The organism is Candidatus Thiopontia autotrophica (assembly GCF_982804495.1).
The window spans coordinates 26,457-49,255 of sequence record NZ_CEYDPX010000002.1 but is presented as its reverse complement, the minus strand read 5'-3'; the positions used below and the strand labels follow the sequence as shown (position 1 = coordinate 49,255).

Below are 22,799 nucleotides of genomic sequence, written 5' to 3'. Positions count from 1 at the left end.
GTCTGGAGGCATATCCAGAGTTCACCAATACGGGCAAATAACCTCCCAAGTCGCCCATAGGTGCGACATTTGCCCCAGCCGAATGGCTGGGGTTTTTTTTGGGCAAAACATTTCAATTCTTGACATAATTACACGGTTTTTGTGAGTGAGAAATGCGGGTTAATAGGATGGGGGCCTGGGGAAAGGCTCTATAGGTATTGTTGTAACATACTGAACCATAACCATTCCCCCATAGGATAATTTGTGATGGAGAGCTGATTGGGTAACGAAGTGACTTAATCAGAGCTTCCTTAGATAAGGAATCAACAGCTGATGAGTGTGAAAATTTACCATAACCCAAAATGCTCCAAGTGTCGTCAGACCCTGGAGTTGATCAAAAATAAGAGTATTGAGCCTGAGATCGTGGAGTATATGAATACTCCGCCCACAGTAGATGAGCTGGATAATATTCTCAATATGTTGGGGCTGGAGCCAGAGGCATTGATGCGCAAAAGAGAGACAGAGTATAAGGAGTCTGGTCTGGATCAGCCAGGGCTAAGCCGTTCACAACAGATCGAAAAGATGGTTGCCTTCCCCAGAGTAATTGAGCGCCCTATTGTTGTTAACGATGGCAAGGCTGCTGTAGGCCGCCCACCAGAGATGGTGCTCGATATCCTGTAAAGATTTATTAAAAGTCTTCTGGAAGCTCAGGAAGCGGAGCATTGCCATCAAAGATCAGATCTTCACGTTTCTGCAGGTAGGAGTCACGCATGAAGGCATAGGGATCAAAGCTTGCATCGTCAATAATCTCTTTCGTGCCCTGTAGATCTGCACGGGTACTGATTGCCTTGGTAACAAACAGAGTGTTTCTTGTCCCTTTTGAGTCTATCTCGTCAGTGAGCTTGAAGATTTGGGTGTCATCAACCTCTACGGTATTTCCGATCCACATCTCCGTACCTGTTCCAAAAGCATCACGTATTGTGCTTGGGCCCAGGATAGGGATTACAAAGTATGGCCCACTACCAACACCCCATACTGCAAGTGTCTGCCCCAGATCCTCGTCATGCTTTGTGAGGCCTGCCGCGGTAGCAACGTCAAACAGTCCGGCAATTCCTATGGTTGTGTTGATACCAAAGCGTACTGTGTCGGATGCGGCATCTCCCAGTTTGAACTGAAGCAGATTATTAAGAATGTTGAATGGCTCGTGCAGATTGCTGAAGAAGTTGCTGATGCCACGCTCAACAGGATCAGGAAATAGGTCATGGTACCCCTCTGCAACTGGTTTCAGAATATTCTCGTCCAGGGCCTCATTAAACCCAAACATGGCTCTGTTATACCCTTCCAGAGGATCATTTACTGTTACCTCGTCTAAATCCAGTATATCCTCCGCAGACCATGCGGTTGTAAGAGGGGCCGATATAGCCAATAGCAGGATAACTGGGAGCGCAATTTTTTTCATAAGATAGCTGATAATTTATCGAAGCGGCCGACCATTGTATAAAAATGGCGCTGTAAGAGCAATGAATGTAAAAAGAGTGATGAAACATAGATGACCGAGACAATAAGATTGATTGAAGCCTGGTTAATGCCGCCGGGGGGAGTGCTGCTGGTACTTATGTTGGCACTATTGGTTGCCTCAAGGAGACGACGATTTGCCACAACATTAATATGGGCGGCAACCAGCGCGCTCTATCTGTTCAGCACGCCGTGGATGATGTTTAAGTTGGCAGAGCAACTAGAGACTATTTCTCCCCTACAGGAGATGCCAGTGTTGGAGAGAGGCCAGTTGGCGGCCATCGTTGTTTTGGGAGGCGGACGCTATACTGCAGCACCTGAATTTGGTCGTGATGTGGTGGGGACATCAACCTTGGCAAGGTTGCGATATGGGGCCTATCTGCACAGGCAGACTGCACTTCCAATTCTTGTTACTGGTGGTACGCCTCTGAACGAGGCTGCCCCGGAATCGCAACTGATGGCCGATAGTCTTAGGGATGACTTTGCGATCGCTGATGTCTGGCAGGAGAACAAGAGCATTAATACCTGGGAGCATGCCCGTTTTGTTCCTCCTGTTCTTAGGCAGAAGGGGGTCTCTACAGTGGTATTGGTAACCCATGCATCCCATTTGCCGCGTGCACTGCGGGTTTTCCAGAGCTCTCCGGAGATGGAGGGGATGACCATAATACCGGCACCAACGGCCTTTACCACCAAAGGGAAGATGGATCATGGTTTTGGGATGTGGCGCCCAAGTGCTGGTGCACTGAGTAAAAACGTAACTTTTCTCCATGAGTGGGGCGGCATGCTCTGGTACCAGATCAGATATTCGGCCGACACCTAGTTGATATAATTCCCTGATGGATTATCCAGATAAGTTTGATGTCATCATTATTGGCGGCGGCCATGCCGGCACTGAGGCCGCGCTGGCGGCAGCCCGCATGGGTGTACGCACGCTGCTATTGACTCACAACATAGAGACTCTGGGGCAGATGAGCTGCAATCCGGCAATTGGTGGGATTGGTAAAGGGCATCTGGTCAAGGAGGTGGATGCGCTTGGTGGTTTTATGGCGCATGCTGCAGATCGTTCTGGCATTCAGTTCCGCACTCTCAACCGCAGTAAAGGGGCTGCTGTACAGGCAACCAGGGCTCAGGCAGATCGCCAATTATATAAACAGGCGGTAAGGGGTGCTCTTGAAAACCAGCCCAATCTGACAATTTTTCAACAGTCGGTTGATGACCTGTTGCTTGATGGTGATTGTGTTGTTGGGGTAGAGAGTCAAGCGGGGATACGTTTTTCTGCACCATCTGTTGTGCTGACTGCAGGCACTTTTCTGAATGGGGTAATCCATGTGGGGCTCTCCAATATGTCTGGTGGACGCATGGGTGATCCTCCATCATTCAAGCTTGCAGAGAGATTGCGTGAGCTACCATTTAGGGCGCGGCGACTAAAAACCGGTACCCCGCCCCGTATTGACGGACGTACTATTGACTATGGACTGCTTGATGAGCAGCCAGGCGATAAGCCGCTGCCGGTATTCTCCTATCTGGGAGATCTTTCGGAGCATCCCCAACAGATTTCATGCTGGATAACACATACCAATGAGCGGACACATGAAATCATTCGTGGTGGATTGGATCGATCCCCCATGTACAGCGGAGTAATTGAGGGAGTTGGCCCACGCTACTGTCCATCTGTTGAGGATAAAGTGGTCCGTTTCTCGGAGCGAGAATCACATCAGATCTTTGTAGAGCCTGAGGGGCTCAACACCCATGAGGTATATCCCAATGGAATCTCAACCAGTCTGCCTTTTGATATTCAGCTTGACCTTGTTCGCTCTATAAGAGGCCTTGAAAAGGCGCACATCACACGGCCAGGTTATGCCATAGAGTATGACTTTTTTGATCCACGTGATCTGAGACCGTCACTGGAGACCAAAGCCCTGCATGGACTGTTCTTTGCTGGTCAGATTAATGGTACAACCGGATATGAAGAGGCCGCTGCCCAGGGGCTGGTGGCGGGGTGTAATGCTGCACGGAGGGCACAAAACCGGGAGGCATGGTCTCCCAGGCGTGAGGAGTCATATATCGGGGTTTTGATTGATGACCTGATTACCCGTGGCACCAATGAGCCATATCGCATGTTTACCAGCAGGGCGGAGTACAGGCTGTTGTTGCGAGAAGACAATGCTGATCTGCGGCTGACAGAACAGGGGCGTGAATTAGGTATGGTTGATAACCAACGATGGGATGCTTTTCGGCAAAAAAGGGATTTAATTGCGAACGAGCAGCAACGATTACGAGAGAGCTGGGTTCGCCCTCAAACAGTGACAGAGAGTGAGGCGATACGAGTGCTGGGAGATAAGATGCGCCGTGAACATAGCCTTATGGACCTACTGAGTCGCCCCAAAGTTGGTTATCGTGAACTTGTGAGCATGGATGGAGTGGATGACCCGGGGCTGGATCAAGCTGTGATAGAGCAGGTGGAGATTCAGGCCAAATATGCGGGCTATATTGAACGTCAGCAGCAGGAGATTGAGAAGAACAGGCGTCATGAGGAGATGAGGCTGCCTGACTCACTGGATTATCGACAGGTCTCAGGGCTCTCCATTGAGATTCAAGAGAAGCTGGAGAAACAGTCTCCAGAAACCCTGGGTCAGGCCGGAAGAATTCCAGGAATGACGCCAGCTGCACTCTCTCTGTTACGTGTTCATCTAAAAAAACGAGACCTCCAAAAGAGGGCTGCTACGTGAGTTACAGCCAGATGGCTGTAGCAGCAGAAGAGATGGGTGTTGATCTGACAGCCAGTGACCAACAGCAGATTGAGCGCTATCTACAACTGCTGACACGATGGAACAGAGTATATAACCTGACTGCTATTCGTGATCCCGCAAAGATGGTGACCCACCATATTCTTGACAGCTTTTCCGTTATCCCTTTTTTATCGGGCAAGCGCATTGTCGATCTGGGAAGCGGGGCAGGCCTTCCGGGTATTCCCATCGCGATAATGCATCCTGATATGGAGGTGGTTATGGTGGATAGCAACATTAAAAAGAGCCGTTTTATCCAGCAGGCAATTCTTGAGCTGGGCTTGTCAAACGCATCTGTTGTACACTCTCGAGTTGAAGATATTGTTGAGGGCCAGCCATTTGATACAGTTGTCTCTAGAGCATTTACCTCATTGAGCAATTTTCTTGTGACATCGTTACCTCTACTGAAAGCTGGTGGAAGAGCTGTTGCAATGAAAGGAAAATGGCCTGAAGAGGAGGGTGGTGAGGTGATCAGTGGTTTTGAGTTGGAGCAGGCGGTTCCGGTTAAGGTGCCGGGCATCCATGCAGAGAGGCACATGGTTGTTTGCAGCAGGCAGTAACTGCTGAGATCACGACAAGTTGCAGCGATATAATTTACAGAGAAGAGTGAATGAGCAAGATTTACGCAATAGCAAACCAGAAAGGGGGAGTAGGCAAGACCACTACGGCAGTCAACCTTGCGTCTGCTCTTGGCTATTTTGAAGAGAAGGTATTGCTGATCGATCTGGATCCACAGGGTAATGCGACTACGGGCAGCGGCATTGACAAGCAGTTTGTGGAGTGGAGCGGTGTGGATGTGTTGTTGGGTGATGTGTCCATCCAGGAGGCGATTCAGAAAACAGATGGAGCGGGCTATGATCTGCTGGCGGCCAATAGTGAATTGACAGCCGCAGAGGTTGAGCTTATGGCGGTGGAGGACCGTTTCCAGCGCCTTTCAACGGCACTTCAAGAGGTATCAACCGAATATAGTTATGTCCTTATTGACTGCCCACCAACTCTGAACATTTTGACTTTGAACGCATTTGTTGCATCACATGGGGTGATTGTGCCTCTGCAATGTGAATATTATGCGCTGGAGGGGCTGACTGCACTGATGGAGACGATGGGGAGAGTACAAGAGACCCAAAATCCTGGCCTGAGGCTGCAGGGTATCGTTCGTACCATGTATGATGCAAGAAACCGTCTTTCGGTAGAGGTCTCGGAGCAGTTGATGTCCCATTTTGGTGATCAGGTTTATGAGACGGTGATTCCGAGAAATGTAACACTGGCGGAGGCACCCAGTTATGGCAGGCCCATAATCCACTATGCGCCGTCTTCTCGAGGAGCCTATGCGTATGTCGACCTGGCGGCAGAGATCCTGGAGCGCGCAGAGAAGGAAGTTAAACAGTCTGAAAATGGAGTTGATGAGTGATGTCTGTAAGAAAAGGGGGGTTGGGACGAGGGTTGGATTCACTTCTTGGGGCAGCTAAGGTGCCGAAGGTGCCGGTCGATCCCTCAGGATCGACCAGTGTGTCAACGGGAGGATCTACTGCACAAGGTCAGGCACCCAGCTCATTGCCACCAGTAACATCCCTGAAAACCCTGCCTGTCGATCTGCTGCAGCGCGGACAGTATCAGCCACGACGAGAGATTAACCAGGACGCCCTGGAAGAGCTGTCCAGCTCTATTCGTGCACAGGGCGTTATTCAGCCGATTGTTGTGCGCTCCATCGGTGAAGGGCGCTATGAGATTATTGCTGGTGAGCGACGCTGGCGGGCTGCACAATTGGCGGGACTTCAAGAGATTCCGGTGGTTATCAAACAAATTTCAGATCAGGCAGCCATGGCGATGGCGCTGATTGAGAACATTCAGCGAGAAGATCTAAACCCTATTGAGGAGGCCGTTGCACTGCAGAGGTTGATCAAGGAGTTTGGGCTAACTCAGCAGAAGGCGGCAGATGCAGTAGGCCGCTCTCGTACCTCGGTAACCAATATGTTGCGCCTGCTGAACCTTAATGCAGAGGTGGGACAGTTACTGGAGAAGGGCAAGCTGGAGATGGGGCATGCCCGCGCCTTGCTTGCACTGGAGGGTGAACAGCAGAGCGAGGCAGCCAAACAGGTAATCCTGTTGGGGCTCTCGGTCAGGGAGGCAGAAAAACTTGTCCGCAAGATGCTGAACCCCCCGAAGAGAAGAGTAGTCGAAGAGGTTGATCCCAACGTCAGACACCTGCAGACGAGGCTTTCAGAAACACTCGGCGCATCGGTTACCATTCATCAGAGTGGTAAAGGGCGGGGAAAATTGACCATTCAGTACAACTCCCTGGATGAGCTGGATGGCATTCTTGAACATATAAAATAGTTACTTTTCTCAATATTCTAATTGACCAGCCTATTTATGATTTCTATAATACCGCCAGTTGGAAGGTTGGGGGTTCTGCTTCTTCAGGCTGTTTTTGTCGCCTTTTTGGCGCTGTTGGCTGAATGGGCATGGAGAGCTGACTCGGCGTTGCCTATTCTATACGGCGGTACAGTGTCTGTTGCCAATATGGCCTGGTTGTTGTGGCGGCTCAAACGGGAAGAAAAAAACAGTTCCCGGAGTGGTGTCGGCCATGATTCAGAGCAGAGTGCTCGCAGGACGGTGATATCGCTTTACATGACCGCGGTAGAGCGTTTTGTTTTGGTCTCTGCCCTGTTTGTGTTTGGAATGGTGAGTTTGGAGTTGGAGCCGGTAGCTCTAATCACAGGGTTCATTGCAGGACAGTTGGCGCTACTTATCGGAAGCGGCTACAATGAGTCCCGTGATATAAAAAAATTAAAGAACAAATAATTAATAATTTATAGATGTCATCAGAAGCAGCAATTACCTCAGGTCAGTACATAAAGCACCACTTGACGAATCTCACGTTCGGTCACTACGATGGCCATTGGGGATTTGCCCATAGTGCTGCTGACATTAAGCAGATGGGTTTCTGGGCATTTCATGTCGATTCCCTGGCATGGTCAGTTGCGCTTGCGTTACTCTTCTTTCTCCTCTTTCGTGCTGCTGCCAGGCAGGCAACAGCAGGCATTCCTGGTGGATTACAGAATTTTGTTGAATGGATTGTCGAGTTTGTCGATAACAGTGTAAAAGAGTCATTTAGCGCAAAAAATAGTCTGGTTGCACCTCTGGCACTTACAATTTTTTGCTGGGTCTTCCTGATGAATCTTATGGATCTGGTGGCAGTAGACTGGTTGCCGATGATAGCTGGCCTGTTTGGTGAATATGCGTTGAGCATGGACCCTCACCATGTCTATTTCAAGGTTGTGCCTACTACAGATCCCAATATCACTTTCGGTATGGCTCTGTCAGTATTCTATCTGATGATTTATTACAGCATTAAAAACAAGGGGTTGGGGGGCTTTCTCGGTGAGCTTGCGTTCCAGCCATTTGGCAAGTGGGGGCTCCCTGCCAATCTGGTTCTTGAAGGCATCTCTCTGATATCCAAACCTGTTTCACTGGCTCTGCGACTGTTCGGAAATATGTATGCTGGAGAGACTATCTTTATTTTGATTGCATTGATGTATGGTGGTGGTTGGATACTGGGCGGATTTGGTGGATTGCTACAGTTGGGATGGGCAATTTTCCATATTCTTATCATTACCTTGCAGGCATTTATCTTCATGACGTTGACGATTGTCTATATGGAGATGGCTCATCACGAGCATTAAGATTTTGAATTTATTTTATTACTAGGAGAAAAAAATGGAACAAGCACTAATGTTCATCGCGGGTGGTCTAATGATGGGTCTGGGCGCGTTGGGTGCAGCGGTAGGTATCGGTATTCTGGGCGGACGCTTTCTTGAGGGCGCAGCCAGACAGCCAGAGCTAATTCCAATGTTGCGTACTCAGTTCTTCATCGTAATGGGCCTTGTTGATGCGGTACCAATGATTGCTGTTGGTTTGGCACTTTATGTACTGTTTGCTGTCGCAGGATAAATCGCTGGATAAACTCGGGAATAGGCTATGAATATCAATGCCACACTGATCGGACAGTCGATCGCATTTTTCCTGTTCGTACTTTTTGTAATGAAGTACGTTTGGCCTCCTTTGATGGCGGCTCTGGATGAGCGTAAAAAACAGATAGCTGACGGGTTGGCTGCAGCAGAGCGAGGTCATCGTGAGCATGAGCTTTCTGAACAACGTGCGACAGAGGTTATTAGAGAGGCGCACGATGAGGCCGGCCAGATTATCGGTCGAGCGCAGCAGCGTGCCAGTGAGGTGGTTGAGGAGTCAAAAGGAAAGGCGACCGATGAAGCGGACCGCATTATTGAATCAGCACACTCCACTATTGAGCAGGAGATAAACAGTGCCCGTGAGAAATTGCGAGCAGACGTCTCGGCCCTGGCCCTGGCAGGCGCATCACAGATTCTTCAGCGTGAGGTGAATGAGTCTGATCACCAGCAGATCCTCGCTGAGTTGAGCGCCAAGCTGTAGAGGCTACAGGAAATGGAAGAGAGAACAACAGTTGCTCGACCCTATGCAGAGGCTGCCTATGCGCAGGCACGTCAGGAAAATCGGATTGAAGAGTGGGCCGGTGCCACCGAGCTACTTTCAATGATTGTTAGTGATTCTGCCGTTGCAACGCGATTGAATGATCCAAGAGTACCTGGTCAGCAACTAACGGATCTGGTAATTGGTATTGATAGCGACACATTTTCGGGCACAACTGAGAATTTCGTCAAGGTTCTACAAGAGAATGGGCGACTTGGTTATGCGCCAGAGATCTCTACCCTTTTTCATCAGCTTAAGGCAGCAGATGAAAATAGTCTGGACGTTGAGGTAATTTCGGCTTATTCGTTGGATGCGGCATCAGAGGATGCAATAGCATCAGCAATAAAAGATAAAATGGGTAAAGAGATCCAGATGACCACAAAGGTTGATCAATCTCTAATTGGGGGAGTCATTGTTCGTGTAGGTGATCAGGTGATTGATTCATCACTGCGCGGCAGAATGAACCAACTTTCAAATGAACTGCATGGCTAACCATCAGTTCAGATAATTTAATTTTACGTACTGTTTTAAGGAGTAATCATGCAACTCAACCCTTCTGAAGTCAGCGAACTGATCCGGAAGAAAATCGAGAGCTTTGAGCCGCTTGCCGAGGCCCGTACAGAGGGAACGGTAGTCAGTTTGGCAGATGGCGTGGTGCGCTTGCACGGCCTTAGTGATGCCATGCAGGGCGAGATGATCGAGTTTCCGGGAAATACTTATGGCATGGCACTGAACCTTGAGAGAGATTCAGTTGGTGCAGTAATTCTAGGTTCATACGAACATATTTCAGAGGGCGACACAGTTCGCTGTACCGGCAAGATTCTTGAGGTTCCTGTTGGTGAGGCGCTGTTGGGACGAGTTGTCGATTCACTGGGTAATCCGCTGGATGGGAAAGGCCCCATTGAGGCAAGTGAGACTCAGCCTATCGAGAAGATTGCACCAGGTGTAATTGCACGTAAATCAGTCGATCAACCAGTACAGACAGGACTTAAAGCGGTTGACGCAATGGTTCCAATTGGCCGTGGTCAGCGCGAGTTGATTATTGGTGATCGTCAGACTGGAAAGACGGCTGTGGCAGTGGATGCAATCATCAACCAGAAGGGAACCGGTGTTAAATGTATCTATGTTGCGGTGGGACAAAAGGCATCATCAATTGCCGAGGTTGTACGCAGGCTGGAAGAGCATGATGCACTGGAGCACACGATTATTGTGGCAGCGGCAGCATCTGATTCTGCTGCAATGCAGTACATCGCGCCCTATTCAGGCTGCACCATGGGAGAGTACTTTCGTGACAAGGGTGAGGATGCACTGATTGTTTATGATGACCTGACCAAGCAGGCATGGGCATATCGTCAGGTTTCACTGTTGCTGCGTCGTCCGCCGGGTCGTGAGGCCTATCCTGGTGATGTTTTCTATCTTCACTCTCGTCTGTTGGAGCGTGCATCACGCATTAATGAGGATGAGGTAAGCAAGCGCACCAATGGTGCAGTAACCGGGCAGACCGGTTCACTAACGGCGTTGCCAATTATTGAGACTCAGGCGGGCGATGTATCTGCCTTTGTACCAACCAATGTTATTTCGATTACAGATGGACAGATCTTCCTCGAAACCGATCTGTTTAACTCAGGCATACGTCCAGCAATCAATGCAGGTCTTTCGGTATCTCGTGTGGGTGGTGCAGCACAGACCAAAATCATTAAAAAGCTTGGTGGTGGCGTCCGTCTTGATCTGGCGCAGTATCGTGAGCTGGCAGCATTTGCCCAGTTTGCATCCGATCTTGATGAGGCTACTCGTAAGCAGATTGAGCGTGGTCAGCGTGTTACCGAGCTAATGAAGCAGAAGCAGTATGAGCCAATGAAGGTTGCAGAGTTGGCAACTTCACTGTTTGCAGCGAATGAGGGTTATCTGGATGATATTGACCCGTCCAAGATTGTTGATTTTGAAGAGGCGCTACAGTCTTACATGAAGAGCTCGCAGTCTGAGCTGCTTGATACCATCAATGAGTCTGGTGACTACAACGACTCAATCGAATCATCATTGCGTGCCGCAATTGATGACTTCAAGACAAATCACAGCTGGTAAGGGTATTTTTATCTCATGGCAGTAGGTAAGGAAATTCGAGAAAAGATCAAGAGCGTCAAGAGTACGCAAAAGATCACTAGCGCCATGGAGATGGTCGCTGCAAGCAAGATGCGCAAGGCGCAGGATCGAATGGAAGCATCTCGCCCCTATAGTGACAAAATTGCAGCAGTTGTTAGCCATCTTGCCAATGCACATCCGGAGTATCACCACGGCTATCTGACAGAGAGAGAGGTAAAGCGAGTAGGTTTCGTCATAATCTCATCGGATCGAGGCTTGTGTGGCGGACTGAATGTGAATATGTTCCGTGAGGCTGTTAAGGCCATCAAGGAGAAGAGTGAGCAGGGTATTGAGATTGATTACACCGCACTTGGCAGCAAGGCCCTCGGTTTTCTGGGGAGAATGGGAGGCAATCTGGTCTCCGAATCATGCCAGTTAGGTGATCAGCCTGAGATATCGAGCCTGATTGGCTCAATAAAAGTGATGCTCGATGCATTTGATGAGGGCCGTATTGATCAGCTTCATATTGTCTACAACCAGTTTGTAAACACCATGACCCAGAAGCCAACGGTTCGTCAGGTATTACCAATACAGCATGACGAGAGTGAAGAGTACAGCCACCACTGGGACTATATTTATGAACCTGATGCAAAAGTGGTAATGGATACGCTATTGCAGCGTTATGTTGAATCGATTATCTATCAGGGTGTGGTGGAGAATATTGCATGTGAGCAGTCCGCTCGTATGGTTGCGATGAAGAGTGCAACAGATAATGCTGGAGATTTGATCAATGATCTGGAGCTGGTCTATAACAAGGCTAGACAGACAGCGATTACTGCAGAACTTGCAGATATTGTAGGCGGAGCAGCAGCAGTTTAGTTGGTTGTATAGAATATTTTGAATATTAATAAAGAGGATTAGAGAGATGTCAGGATCTATTGTTCAGATCATCGGTGCAGTGGTAGACGTAGAGTTTCCTCAGGAATCTATGCCGAAGATTTTTGATGCACTGACCGTGGATGAGCCAGGTTTGACGCTTGAGGTTCAGCAGCAGATTGGTGACGGAGTCGTGCGTGCCATTGCGATGGGTACCACTGATGGATTGAAGCGCGGGCTATCGGTAACTGGAACAGGGGCGCCAATTCAGGTTCCTGTTGGTACCAAAACACTCGGGCGTATCATGAATGTTCTGGGTGATCCAATTGATGAAAAAGGAGAGATTGGTGAAGAGATACGGATGCCAATTCATCGTAAGGCCCCAGCTTTTGACGAACTCTCTGCGGCAGCAGAGATCCTCGAGACCGGTATTAAGGTAATCGATCTGGTATGTCCTTTCGCCAAGGGTGGCAAGGTAGGACTATTTGGCGGTGCCGGTGTAGGTAAGACAGTTAACATGATGGAGCTTATCCGTAATATTGCGATTGAGCATAGCGGATACTCTGTATTTGCAGGTGTTGGTGAGCGAACTCGTGAGGGTAATGATTTTTACCATGAGATGACCGAGGGCGGCGTTCTTGACAAGGTATCGCTGGTTTATGGTCAGATGAATGAGCCTCCTGGTAACCGTCTGCGTGTGGCCCTGACTGGCCTGACTATGGCAGAGGCCTTCCGTGATGAGGGGCGTGATGTGCTGCTCTTTATCGATAACATCTACCGTTATACCCTGGCTGGAACAGAGGTATCCGCACTGTTGGGACGTATGCCGTCTGCGGTAGGATACCAGCCAACACTTGCTGAGGAGATGGGAGCTTTACAGGAGCGAATCACCTCAACCAAGACAGGTTCCATTACCTCAATTCAGGCAGTTTATGTGCCCGCGGATGATCTGACCGATCCATCTCCAGCAACAACATTTGCCCACCTTGATGCAACGGTTGTACTCTCCAGACAGGTTGCTGAGCTTGGTATTTACCCGGCAGTAGATCCGCTGGACTCTACCAGTCGTCAGCTTGATCCACATATTGTTGGTGAGGAGCACTACAATGTTGCGCGTAGCGTACAGACCACACTTCAACGCTATAAGGAGTTGAAGGATATTATTGCAATTCTGGGTATGGATGAGCTATCTGAAGAGGATAAGCAGACAGTAAACCGCGCACGTAAGATCCAGCGTTTCCTCTCTCAGCCATTCTTTGTGGCAGAGGTCTTTACTGGAACTCCAGGCAAGTATGTTTCATTAAGTGATACGATCTCTGGCTTCAAGGCAATTGTCGCTGGCGAGTATGATCACCTGCCAGAGCAGGCATTTTATATGGTTGGCTCAATCGATGAGGCAGTCGAGAAGGCCAAGACCATTTAAGGTTAGAGAGAGACAGGAACAGCATCATGAGCATGACCGTACATGTGGATATCGTAAGTGCAGAGAAGGAGATCTTCTCTGGTGTTGCGGAGATGGTCTATGCTCCTGCAGAGATGGGTGAGGTTGGTATTGCCCCTCGCCATGCCCCAATGCTTACTCGCATGAAAGCCGGTGAGGTGCGAGTTCAGCAGGGAGGGGGAGAAGAGATCGATTTCTTTATCTCTGGCGGAATGCTAGAGGTGCAACCTCATGTTGTGACAGTTTTGGCAGATACCGCAATTCGTGCAGCAGATCTTGATGAAGCTGCAGCACTAGAGGCCAAGCAGCGTGCCGAGGCAGCCATGGAGGATAAGCAGGCAACTATGGATTATGCTGCCGCACAGGCAGAGCTTATTCAGGCAGCAGCTCAGCTACAGGCGATAGATCGCTTACGTAAGCGCTCAGGGGTATCCTGATTGCCGAGATACTGCAAAACAGAGTATCTTCTTGTACACTGCCGACAGGCTATCGGCCAATTCAATTAACAGAAGAGAGAGAATATTGTAGTGGCTGTTTATGTCACCTACGATTCTGATTCAATATGAGAGAGATGGCATCCAACCCTGCTGTTATTGTGCTGGCTGCAGGCCAGGGCACGCGGATGCGTTCATCACTCCCCAAGGTATTGCACTCAATTGCAGGTAGACCACTGCTTGAACATGTTGTGGCTAGTGCCGCATCAATGAATCCGGATTCAATAAATGTTGTATATGGTCATGGCGGTGACCTGGTAAAGGAGAGGCTCTCCCATCTGGATATCAACTGGGTGCATCAATCCGAACAACTTGGTACTGGACATGCTGTTGAGCAGGCCCTGCCCAATATTCAGCCCGGGCAAACAGTTTTGGTGTTGTATGGAGATGTTCCGCTTATAGAGCCTGAGACGCTGCACAGTTTGCTTGGACAGTCTGCAGAGAGCGGCTTCTCTCTGTTGACTGTCTCCATGGATGACCCCACAGGATATGGACGAATTGTTCGTAACACGGTTGGTGCTGTGGAACGTATTGTGGAACAGAAAGATGCCTCAGAAGATGAGCTTGATATTCATGAGATCAATACAGGAATTCTTGCGGTTTCGGCAGAGAGGCTAAAAATCTGGATTGATGCACTGGATAGCGATAATGCGCAGGGTGAGTTTTATCTGACAGATGTTGTTGAGTTGGCAGTTAGAGATGGGGTTGAGATCAAAACCTCCTCTCCATCAACTGTAGAGGAGGTGCAGGGGGTAAATGATCGACAGCAACTCTCTTATCTGGAGCGATTTTACCAGCGTAAACAGGCAGAGCAGCTGATGCAACAAGGCGTAACTCTGATTGATCCATCTAGATTTGATCTGCGCGGCAGACTTGATGCTGCTCAAGATGTAACTATTGATGCAAATGTAATTTTTCAGGGTAACGTTATATTGGGTGCAGGGGTAGAAATTGGAGCTAACTGTCATATCAAGGATGCAGTGGTTGAGGCGGGCACGGTGGTGTTACCAAACTCTGTTATTGATTCTGCCGAGATTGGCCCCAACTGCAGAATTGGACCATTTGCAAGAATACGTCCTGGAACCAAATTAACTGCAGCAGCCCATGTAGGTAATTTTGTAGAGCTGAAAAATGCACAGGTTGCCGAGGGATCAAAGATCAACCACCTCTCTTATGTTGGAGACAGCACAATCGGGGCACGGGTAAATATTGGTGCCGGTGTGATTACCTGTAATTATGATGGTGCCAACAAACATCAAACAGTTATAGGGGATGATGTATTTGTAGGGTCAGACACACAGTTGGTTGCGCCGGTTGAGGTGGGTGATGGAGCAACTATTGGTGCAGGATCTACTATTGTGAAGTCTGTCCCCGAGAGCCAGTTAACCCTGAGCAGAGCTAAACAGGTAACCATAAAAGGGTGGAAGAGACCTCGTAAAAAAGAGGCTACATAGCCCGTTAGTTTGGGAATCTGGGCAGAAAGATCTCATTGACCAGCAGGGGATCTCCATCAATCTGATAGAGGATACGCCGTCCCCATAATGAAGCAGGTTTTCTGTTCAAACATTCGGCCGCCTCTTGAAACAGAAGGTGTTGGGGAAGAAGTTCCGCATATTCAACTGTTGAGCGCTCCATAACCCTGGATGAGTGGAGTACGGCACCCAACGAGCGGTTTCCAAGCTGAGTAAGTCGGCGCAGAGACCGTTTAAGAGCATAGTGTGGTATCACGGTATGGGCAAATACCCAGGGATGTTCACCACAGTATAGAAGGACGGATCTCACATTGGCGGTTGAGCCACTTCGCAACCCCAGCAGCTGCCTTTCACTATGGTTTATTGCAGAGAACTTTTGCATGACCACATCCACTCTAAACTGACTGCTACAGGATTGGACAATTTTTCTGGTTAGAGACCCGGAGTGAACAAGATGTCTACGCATTTGGTTGTCGGGATTAAGCAGTGAAAGCCGGTTTTCAGTAACCCAATGCGGTTCTCTGTCAGGAAGATTCATGTATCTGATTATACGCATCCTCACTCATAGTTTCCCTGTCTCAATTCGTTGTAAATTTAACAGAAATTTAATGGTAATTAGCTGATAGAACTGTATTATCAATCGTATCAACATGCACCAACCGGGGGAGTGGATGATTCAAAAAACAGATAGTGAAACGCGACTTTTTGTGCTGGATACAAATATCCTGATGCACGACCCGACCTCACTATTTCGTTTTCAGGAGCATGATGTGTATCTCCCCATGGTTGTGCTTGAGGAGTTGGATCGAGGCAAGAAAGGGGTCTCGGAAATAGCACGCAATGTTCGTCAAGTAAGTAGATTTATTGATGAACTGGTTGAGAACAGCCCCCTTGATGAGATTGATCAGGGCGTATCTCTGCTTCCGCCAGGCAGCCTTGGCAACCTTCCAAACCAGTCATCTGGGCGCCTCTATTTTCAGACATCCACAGACAGTGTCAAGCTGCCGGAGTCACTACCAGGCAATACAGCAGATAACAGTATTTTGGCCACAGTAATGGCCCTGCAGGGTCAGGTCAACGATGTGCGCCTGGTGACACGAGATATAAATCTACGTATCAAGGCATCTATCCTTGGGGTCCCGAGTGAGGATTATCGTAATGACAAGGTATTGGATGATGTGGATCTGTTGCAGACAGGCTTTCATGAGCTTCCAGCAGGTTTCTGGGAGAGTCATGGCAAGGATCTAGAGAGTTGGCAGGAGGAGGGCCACTCACTTTACCGGGTTAAGGGGGAGGCTGTATCAGATTGGGAGATCGGTGAGTTTCTTGCTAATCCAGAGGCAGAGAGTAACGACTATATTGTTCGAGACATAGAGGGTGATAGTGCAGTGTTGGAACGGGTGCACAACTATAGCTCGGAGCACAATACTATCTGGGGAATTCAGGCCAGAAATCGGGAGCAGAACTATGCGCTAAATTTGTTGATGGATCCTCAGTTTGATTTTGTTACTCTGCTGGGGCCGGCAGGCACAGGAAAGACACTGCTGACGCTGGCGGCTGGCCTGGAGCAGATTCTGGAGCAGAATCTATACAGTGAAATAATAATGACCCGTATCACCATTCCGTTGGGTGAGGATATAGGATTTCTTCCAGGGACTGAGGAGGAGAAGATGGCTCCCTGGATGGGTGCTCTGATGGATAACATGGAAGTTTTGACCATGCATGACAAGAGCTCTCAATTTGAGCGTGAGGCCACCCAGGAGCTTATTAACCATCGTATCAAGATACGCTCAATGAACTTTATGCGTGGTCGTACTTTCGTTAATCGTTATCTGATTATTGATGAGGCGCAAAACCTTACCTCCAAGCAGATGAAGGCACTGATAACTCGCGCTGGACCCGGCACGAAAATAATCTGTATAGGTAATCTGGCACAGATAGATACCCTTTATCTAACAGAGACCAGCTCAGGATTAACTTATGCGGTGGATCGCTTCAAAAATTGGGCTCATAGTGGACATGTAACGCTGCAGATGGGAGAGCGTTCACGTCTCTCTGATTATGCAATTACGGTGTTATAGAGAGGTGTGCAGATATCATTTGATGCCGGGATGATGTGGTAGTAATGATCACAGATAATTTGTTTAATCTCGTGGCATGTCATAACTGTGATCTACTTCACAAGGTGGACACTCGGGAGGCGGTTGGTCACATGGTGCGCTGCACTCGCTGCGGAACGGTACTGCAGCGCTCAACGAAAGACTCACTAAATCGAACCCTGGCTTTTGGCATATCTGGCCTGGTACTATTTATTGTGGCCAATATGTTTCCAGTTATATCCATTCAGGCCAATGGAAACCTTTATGAGAGCACGTTGTTATCAGGGGTAATGGCTCTCTATCATGACGGGATGTGGGGGCTGACGATCCTGGTTTTATTGACCAGTATTGTCGCGCCACTGTTATATCTGTCTGCGCTTGTCTATCTGTTATTGCCGTTATGTATGGGCCGTGTCGCATGGCAATCAAAAAAAATATTTCGTAGCTTGACTCTTGTTGGGCAGTGGGAAATGGTTGGTGTGTACATTATTGGAAGCATGATATCCATTGTAAGGCTTGAAGATATCTCTGCTGCTGCACCTGGAGTTGCCATTTTTGCCCTGGGAGGAGTAATGTTTTCTGTGGCCGCAGTCAGAACAACAATTAATCCGGATGAAATCTGGAGGAGCCTGGAGAGGGGATCTTTGAAGGCAGGTAATAACTGATGGATGATTCTCCTACAGCACTACAGCACTCACTGGTGCAGTGTCATGTATGCGGCAGGGTGACAAGATTGGATTCGGTAGATAATGGGAAAGAGGGCGCCTTTTGTCCCCGTTGTGATACTTCGCTGCGTGCAAATATCCGGACCGGACTATTGCGTAGCTGGACACTTGTGGTTACAGCATCAGTTTTTTATGTTTTCGCCAACATCTATCCAATTATAACGGTTAAGCGTTTTGGCAGGGGAGAGCCGGATACTATTATCAGCGGTGTCTCTCATCTTATTGAAGAGGAAATGTATCTTCTGGCAGTGGTTATCTTTGTTGCCAGTATTGTCGTTCCGTTGATGAAACTGCTAACATTAACTTATCTGCTCATATCAGTTGGTTATTCTTCAACCAGGAGACGAATAGAGCGAACCAGAATGTATCGAATAATTGAAGGTATTGGGCACTGGTCAATGGTAGATATATTTGTACTCGCTACTCTTGTCGCACTTGTCGATTTGGGCTACCTCGCCACAGTCCATGCTGGCTTGGGGGCTGTTTTTTTTGCTCTGGTTATTGTCACCTCCAGATTTGCTGTATGGAGCTTTAATCCCAAGCTGATCTGGAGCAGAGGAAACAGAGCATAATGACAGAAGAAGAGAAACAAAAATTATTTGATGATATTCCGGATGCATTGCTGGAGCGGCGTCGCGGATTCTCGATTATCTGGGTAATCCCTTTGATTGTCGTGTTGATGGCGGGCTGGTTGACGGTAACAACAATAAGTGAGTATGGGCCAGAAATTTCCATCACCTTTCAAAACGGTGATGGGCTTGAGGTAGGAAAAACCCGTATTCGATACAAAAATATTGAGGTTGGTATTGTTGAACATGTGAGGTTTAGCGACGATAAAAGAGAGGTTATTGTCGAGGCCAGAATGGATAAGGGGACGAAGTCATTCTTGGGTAGCGGAGCCAAATTCTGGATTGTCAGGCCACAAATATCTCTGCGTGAGGTTTCAGCCTTGGGGACGCTTTTCTCTGGATCGTATATTGCACTTATCCCTGGAGATGGATCTCCCCAGGAAGAGTTTGCAGGGCTGGAGCAACCACCAATTTCAACTGCTGAAACATCAGGACGCAAGTTTGTGTTGAGAACTGCAAATCTCAACTCCATAGAGGCAGGCACACCAGTCTATTTCCGTGGCATTCATGTGGGTGATGTTCTCAGTTACAAACTTGCCGATGACAACAGTATTTTGGTACATATATTTATCAGCTCTCCGTACCACAGGAAGGTTGATCAAAACAGCTACTTTTGGAATGTTGGCGAAACCAAACTGACCCTAAGTGCTGATGGATTACAGTTAAAAACTGATTCACTTGAGACGTTACTTTATGGCGGTATTGCTTTTGATTCACCAGATAGCGCAGACACATCAGCACCTGCAGATGATGGAGGGCTGTTCATTCTATATGAGAACAAAGATAGTGCATCTCGACAGAGGGGCACCAAAAAAACCTCATATGTGACCTATTTCGACAGGTCAATCAGAGGGTTAAAGATTGGCGCACCCGTAGAGTTCAAGGGGATAAGAATCGGCTCTGTTGCTGATATACGTATGGAGATCGATAGCAAGGAGAGCACCATTCTGATTCCGGTTCTGGTGGATATTGATGCTGAAATAGTTGCCAATATAGTACGGGTGAATGGCTCGACTTCGCCCGAGGTAACAATGGACTTCCTCATGAACAGTGGATTAAGGGCCAGATTATCTGTGGATAGTTATCTGACTGGGCAGCTGTTTATAGATATGGTGCTGGATCCAGAAAGTAATGCTCATGTTGTAGGTTACAATGAACAGTATCCAGAAATACCAACGTTATCATCAGCCACAGTTGACGATGTTGTAAGTGCCATTGCTGCTATTTTGAAAAAAATTCAGGGGCTACCAATAGAAGACATTGGACAGGAGTTGCTTGAAACCGCACAGGGCACAAACAGACTGGTAAACTCCAGTGAGATTCAAACGGTTGGCTCTTCTCTGCAACATACGCTTGCTTCACTCGATGAACTGTCTATCAGATTGAGAAGTAATAGTAAAAGCATGGAAAGCGATGTGGTTAAAACAAGCGCTATGATTCGTTCTGTGCTACAGCAAACCGAAACAACAATTAAACTTATGAACAATATTCTTGACCCAGGCTCACCGGTGCAATATCAGCTAAATGAGATGACAACAGAGTTAACTGCTGCAGCCCGCTCAATGAGAGATTTTATTGAATACCTTGAAAGAAACCCGCAAGTTTTAATTCATGGCCAGGGAGGAATCGCATCACCATGACTGGATATAATTCAAGAGACAAAAAAGTAAATTCCATCCTGCTTTGGTTGGCAATGTTTGCTTTTCTTTTTGGGACCTTGGCTGGATGCTCAGTTGTACCAACTGTTGCTCCAACCACAACACATTTCTTTCTTCTTGATGCTGTTGATATTGTTGAGCGGGCAGATAAGGAAGATGATGGGTATTCAGTTGGCATACATCCTGTGGTTCTGCCATCATATCTGAATAGGCCGCAGCTGGTGTCCAGAATTGCGCTTAACGAACTCTATCTATCGGAGAACAATCGATGGGGGGAGCCACTAAAAGAGAATATTTCCAGGGTCCTGTTCGAGAATATAAAGGCGATACTGGAAAACAGTAAGGTGGAAAGATTGCCAAAACAGGGCAAGCAACCAGCATATGCAATACAGGTTTATATAGACAGATTTGAGCGGTTCCCAGACCAGAGAATTTATCTGGATGCATACTGGAAAATTGGTGGAGGAGATCGGGGCGAGCTGATGCGATCTGCTTCTCTGATAAGTGATCCAGTTGATGTTGCGGGAGAGTCTGCGACAGTCAAGAGTATGAGTGAGCTGCTGAAACAGCTCTCAATTGAGATCAGTGCGTCTATAAAATAGCCAACTGAATACAGCCAGATTTTTCAGGCCATTTTTGGTGCCTTCCTGGCGCTGATAACAACAAACGCACCATCCCCATGGCCCTTGGCAGAGGATGATTCCGTATGACCGGTTTTTGGGAAAAGAGCCTGTCTATATTGAAAATGGCTGAATCCGGTTTTACGCGCTATCTCCACTATCTCTTTAACTGAGTAGAAGTAGGCATGTTGATAAAAGATGCTGTTATGCCTGTTTCGTTCGTACTCTTTTCCAAGGTGGCTTGCCTTATCGATCATGCCAATGATTAAGGTGCCATTTTCTCGCAGGACTCGATAGGCCTCATATAGGGCCTGTGATGCTGAGTCGACAAAACAGAGAGCGGTTATAAAAAGCAGATAGTCGTAGCTGTTGTCTGGTAATGGCAGATCTTCTGCAACCCCATCGTGTAATACGAGCCCATGCTTTGCTGCGATAGTACGCATCGAGGCTGAGGGCTCAATGCCGTTCTCTATTCCGAGTGGCCCCATAAAGCGACCGGTTCCAGCACCTATCTCAATGCCTTTGCCATGAGTGGGCAAGAGCTCTTTAATGGCAGCCAGCTCTAGTTGATAGGTTGTCTGATGGCGCTCAAACCACTGGTCATACCGAGCTGCATTAGAGTCGAATGGATTTGTTAGATTTGGTTTTGGCAAATCAGAACTCGGATTGTCCAGCTACCCCACTCTCAATAGCTGCTCGCCTCACCGCTGTGGAGACATAGCCTCGTAGTCGAGGATCCAGTGGTTTTGGAATAATGTAGTTTGGCCCATACTGCAGCTCCTCATCTGGGTAGGCCTCTCGCATCTCATCAAGGATTGGTTCACAGGTGAGATGCTGCAGAGCCTTGACGGCAGCAACTTTCATCTCGGTATTGATGGTTGTGGCCTTGGCATCCAGCGCGCCACGAAAGATATATGGAAAGCAGAGAACATTATTTACCTGGTTTGGAAGGTCGCTGCGCCCGGTAGCCATGATCAGGTCTGATCGAGCATCACGAGCCTGTTGTGGATGAATCTCCGGATCGGGATTTGAGAGAGCAAAGATGATGGGACGTTCTGCCATGCTCTTGATCATGGCCTGAGTGACCAGGTTGGGGCCGGAGAGACCGATAAATATATCCGCACCTTCCATTGCTTCAGAGAGAGTTCGTCGATCTGTGGTTCTGGCAAAGAGTTGCTTGTAGAGGTTTATATCTGTTCTCCCCCCGTGAACTACACCTTTTCGGTCTACCATGGTTATCTGTTCTTTGCATGCTCCAAGGGTGAGTAGAAGTTGCATCGAGGCGATGGCGGCAGCACCTGCACCAAGACAGACAATGTTGGAAGATTCCAGTGACTTCTCCTGCAGCTTGAGCGCATTGAGCAGACCGGCCGCAATGATAATGGCTGTACCATGTTGATCATCATGAAATACAGGTATGTTGAGGCGATCAATCAGTGCGCGTTCAACCTCAAAGCAGTGCGGCGCCGAGATATCCTCAAGATTTATTCCACCAAAAGTGGGGGAGATGCGTGCTACGGTTTCGATAAATGCCTGGTTGGATGATGCATCAATCTCTATATCAAAGACATCAATATCAGCAAATTTCTTGAAGAGGACAGCCTTTCCTTCCATCACCGGCTTTGCAGCCAGAGGCCCCACATTGCCCAGACCGAGAACGGCACTGCCGTCAGTTACAACGGCAATCAGGTTGCCCTTGCCGGTATAGCGGTTAACCTCTTTAGGGTTGGCGGTGATTTCACGCACAGGGGCGGCAACCCCAGGGCTATATGCCAGACTCAGATCATGTTGGGTCTCGAATGGTTTGGTCGGAAGTGTCGCAATCTTGCCGTATGGTTTTCTCGCATGATAGTCGAGCGCCTCTTGCAGCAGGTGATGGTCTTCCGGGTGTAGTGGCTCATCCGTCACGGACTACCT

General features: G+C 48.3%; 25 protein-coding genes. 21 read left to right on the top strand and 4 right to left on the bottom strand.

From position 1 onward, the window contains the following. The first annotated feature begins 312 nt into the window (after nucleotides 1-312). Nucleotides 313-660, top strand: a complete 348-nt coding sequence (gene arsC, locus AC3ZFK_RS01650) for an arsenate reductase (glutaredoxin) (protein ID WP_487506039.1) — start codon at nucleotides 313-315, stop codon at nucleotides 658-660. Between the two features lie 7 nt (nucleotides 661-667). On the opposite strand, the gene AC3ZFK_RS01645 is transcribed toward arsC, so the two are convergent. After that, a complete protein-coding gene (locus AC3ZFK_RS01645) occupies nucleotides 668-1,438 on the bottom strand; it encodes an MlaA family lipoprotein (RefSeq protein WP_489433712.1) in 771 nt (256 codons plus the stop codon). Between the two features lie 90 nt (nucleotides 1,439-1,528). On the opposite strand from AC3ZFK_RS01645, the gene AC3ZFK_RS01640 reads away from it, so the two are divergent. From AC3ZFK_RS01640 to glmU, 15 genes are all read left to right on the top strand, one after another. Next, the gene (locus tag AC3ZFK_RS01640) at nucleotides 1,529-2,314 is read left to right on the top strand and encodes a YdcF family protein (protein WP_487506041.1); all 786 of its coding nucleotides are present in this window, start codon (nucleotides 1,529-1,531) and stop codon (nucleotides 2,312-2,314) included. Nucleotides 2,315-2,330: 16 nt separating this feature from the next. Beyond that, nucleotides 2,331-4,223 (top strand): tRNA uridine-5-carboxymethylaminomethyl(34) synthesis enzyme MnmG, encoded by a 1,893-nt coding sequence (gene mnmG / locus AC3ZFK_RS01635; RefSeq protein WP_487506042.1) that lies wholly within the window; start codon nucleotides 2,331-2,333, stop codon nucleotides 4,221-4,223. Continuing rightward, on the top strand, nucleotides 4,220-4,840 hold the full coding sequence (gene rsmG, locus AC3ZFK_RS01630) for a 16S rRNA (guanine(527)-N(7))-methyltransferase RsmG (RefSeq protein WP_487506043.1): 621 nt from the start codon (nucleotides 4,220-4,222) through the stop codon (nucleotides 4,838-4,840). Before mnmG ends, rsmG begins: the two co-directional genes overlap by 4 nt. A 50-nt stretch (nucleotides 4,841-4,890) precedes the next feature. Continuing rightward, nucleotides 4,891-5,691 carry a ParA family protein gene (locus AC3ZFK_RS01625; protein WP_487506044.1) on the top strand — a complete coding sequence of 267 codons (801 nt, stop codon included), beginning with the start codon at nucleotides 4,891-4,893 and terminating at the stop codon, nucleotides 5,689-5,691. Then, a complete protein-coding gene (locus AC3ZFK_RS01620; protein ID WP_487506045.1) occupies nucleotides 5,691-6,617 on the top strand; it encodes a ParB/RepB/Spo0J family partition protein in 927 nt (308 codons plus the stop codon). The genes AC3ZFK_RS01625 and AC3ZFK_RS01620 overlap by 1 nt, the downstream gene beginning before the upstream one ends. A gap of 36 nt (nucleotides 6,618-6,653) precedes the next feature. After that, on the top strand, nucleotides 6,654-7,085 hold the full coding sequence (locus AC3ZFK_RS01615) for an ATP synthase subunit I (protein WP_487506046.1): 432 nt from the start codon (nucleotides 6,654-6,656) through the stop codon (nucleotides 7,083-7,085). 14 nt (nucleotides 7,086-7,099) lie between these two features. After that, complete coding sequence (atpB, locus tag AC3ZFK_RS01610) at nucleotides 7,100-7,966, top strand: F0F1 ATP synthase subunit A (RefSeq protein ID WP_487506047.1); 867 nt, start codon at nucleotides 7,100-7,102, stop codon at nucleotides 7,964-7,966. A gap of 34 nt (nucleotides 7,967-8,000) precedes the next feature. Further along, entirely contained in the window at nucleotides 8,001-8,234 is a 234-nt protein-coding gene (gene atpE, locus AC3ZFK_RS01605; protein ID WP_487506048.1) for a F0F1 ATP synthase subunit C, read from the top strand. Between the two features lie 27 nt (nucleotides 8,235-8,261). After that, on the top strand, nucleotides 8,262-8,732 hold the full coding sequence (locus tag AC3ZFK_RS01600) for a F0F1 ATP synthase subunit B (protein ID WP_487506049.1): 471 nt from the start codon (nucleotides 8,262-8,264) through the stop codon (nucleotides 8,730-8,732). Between the two features lie 12 nt (nucleotides 8,733-8,744). Then, nucleotides 8,745-9,281: a F0F1 ATP synthase subunit delta gene (locus tag AC3ZFK_RS01595; RefSeq protein ID WP_487506050.1), complete on the top strand. Its 537-nt coding sequence runs from the start codon at nucleotides 8,745-8,747 to the stop codon at nucleotides 9,279-9,281. Nucleotides 9,282-9,329: 48 nt separating this feature from the next. Next, nucleotides 9,330-10,871 carry a F0F1 ATP synthase subunit alpha gene (gene atpA / locus AC3ZFK_RS01590; protein WP_487506051.1) on the top strand — a complete coding sequence of 514 codons (1,542 nt, stop codon included), beginning with the start codon at nucleotides 9,330-9,332 and terminating at the stop codon, nucleotides 10,869-10,871. Nucleotides 10,872-10,886: 15 nt separating this feature from the next. Beyond that, nucleotides 10,887-11,747: a F0F1 ATP synthase subunit gamma gene (gene atpG, locus AC3ZFK_RS01585; RefSeq protein ID WP_487506052.1), complete on the top strand. Its 861-nt coding sequence runs from the start codon at nucleotides 10,887-10,889 to the stop codon at nucleotides 11,745-11,747. Nucleotides 11,748-11,793: 46 nt separating this feature from the next. Then, nucleotides 11,794-13,167, top strand: coding sequence for a F0F1 ATP synthase subunit beta (gene atpD, locus AC3ZFK_RS01580; RefSeq protein WP_487541296.1), 1,374 nt, complete (start codon nucleotides 11,794-11,796; stop codon nucleotides 13,165-13,167). Between the two features lie 26 nt (nucleotides 13,168-13,193). Next, on the top strand, nucleotides 13,194-13,622 hold the full coding sequence (locus AC3ZFK_RS01575) for a F0F1 ATP synthase subunit epsilon (protein WP_487506054.1): 429 nt from the start codon (nucleotides 13,194-13,196) through the stop codon (nucleotides 13,620-13,622). A 134-nt stretch (nucleotides 13,623-13,756) separates the two neighbouring features. After that, nucleotides 13,757-15,133 (top strand): bifunctional UDP-N-acetylglucosamine diphosphorylase/glucosamine-1-phosphate N-acetyltransferase GlmU, encoded by a 1,377-nt coding sequence (gene glmU / locus AC3ZFK_RS01570; protein ID WP_489433716.1) that lies wholly within the window; start codon nucleotides 13,757-13,759, stop codon nucleotides 15,131-15,133. A gap of 4 nt (nucleotides 15,134-15,137) precedes the next feature. Here glmU and AC3ZFK_RS01565 read toward each other — a convergent pair whose 3' ends face one another. Continuing rightward, a complete protein-coding gene (locus AC3ZFK_RS01565) occupies nucleotides 15,138-15,707 on the bottom strand; it encodes a chorismate--pyruvate lyase family protein (RefSeq protein ID WP_487506055.1) in 570 nt (189 codons plus the stop codon). 115 nt (nucleotides 15,708-15,822) lie between these two features. Here AC3ZFK_RS01565 and AC3ZFK_RS01560 point away from each other — a divergent pair, with 115 nt between their 5' ends. The 5 genes from AC3ZFK_RS01560 to AC3ZFK_RS01540 are packed head-to-tail and all read left to right on the top strand — an operon-like array spanning nucleotide 15,823 to nucleotide 20,864. Further along, a complete protein-coding gene (locus AC3ZFK_RS01560; protein WP_489433711.1) occupies nucleotides 15,823-17,232 on the top strand; it encodes a PhoH family protein in 1,410 nt (469 codons plus the stop codon). A 44-nt stretch (nucleotides 17,233-17,276) separates the two neighbouring features. After that, complete coding sequence (locus AC3ZFK_RS01555; RefSeq protein ID WP_487506057.1) at nucleotides 17,277-17,915, top strand: paraquat-inducible protein A; 639 nt, start codon at nucleotides 17,277-17,279, stop codon at nucleotides 17,913-17,915. Further along, a complete protein-coding gene (locus AC3ZFK_RS01550; protein ID WP_487506058.1) occupies nucleotides 17,915-18,547 on the top strand; it encodes a paraquat-inducible protein A in 633 nt (210 codons plus the stop codon). Before AC3ZFK_RS01555 ends, AC3ZFK_RS01550 begins: the two co-directional genes overlap by 1 nt. After that, nucleotides 18,547-20,244, top strand: a complete 1,698-nt coding sequence (locus AC3ZFK_RS01545) for a PqiB family protein (RefSeq protein WP_487506059.1) — start codon at nucleotides 18,547-18,549, stop codon at nucleotides 20,242-20,244. Before AC3ZFK_RS01550 ends, AC3ZFK_RS01545 begins: the two co-directional genes overlap by 1 nt. Next, entirely contained in the window at nucleotides 20,241-20,864 is a 624-nt protein-coding gene (locus AC3ZFK_RS01540) for a PqiC family protein (protein WP_487506060.1), read from the top strand. The genes AC3ZFK_RS01545 and AC3ZFK_RS01540 overlap by 4 nt, the downstream gene beginning before the upstream one ends. Before the next feature lie 23 nt (nucleotides 20,865-20,887). Here AC3ZFK_RS01540 and AC3ZFK_RS01535 read toward each other — a convergent pair whose 3' ends face one another. Beyond that, the gene (locus tag AC3ZFK_RS01535) at nucleotides 20,888-21,535 is read right to left on the bottom strand and encodes a class I SAM-dependent methyltransferase (protein WP_487506061.1); all 648 of its coding nucleotides are present in this window, start codon (nucleotides 21,533-21,535) and stop codon (nucleotides 20,888-20,890) included. Nucleotide 21,536: 1 nt separating this feature from the next. Beyond that, nucleotides 21,537-22,790: a malic enzyme-like NAD(P)-binding protein gene (locus tag AC3ZFK_RS01530; RefSeq protein ID WP_487506062.1), complete on the bottom strand. Its 1,254-nt coding sequence runs from the start codon at nucleotides 22,788-22,790 to the stop codon at nucleotides 21,537-21,539. Between the last annotated feature and the right edge of the window lie 9 nt (nucleotides 22,791-22,799).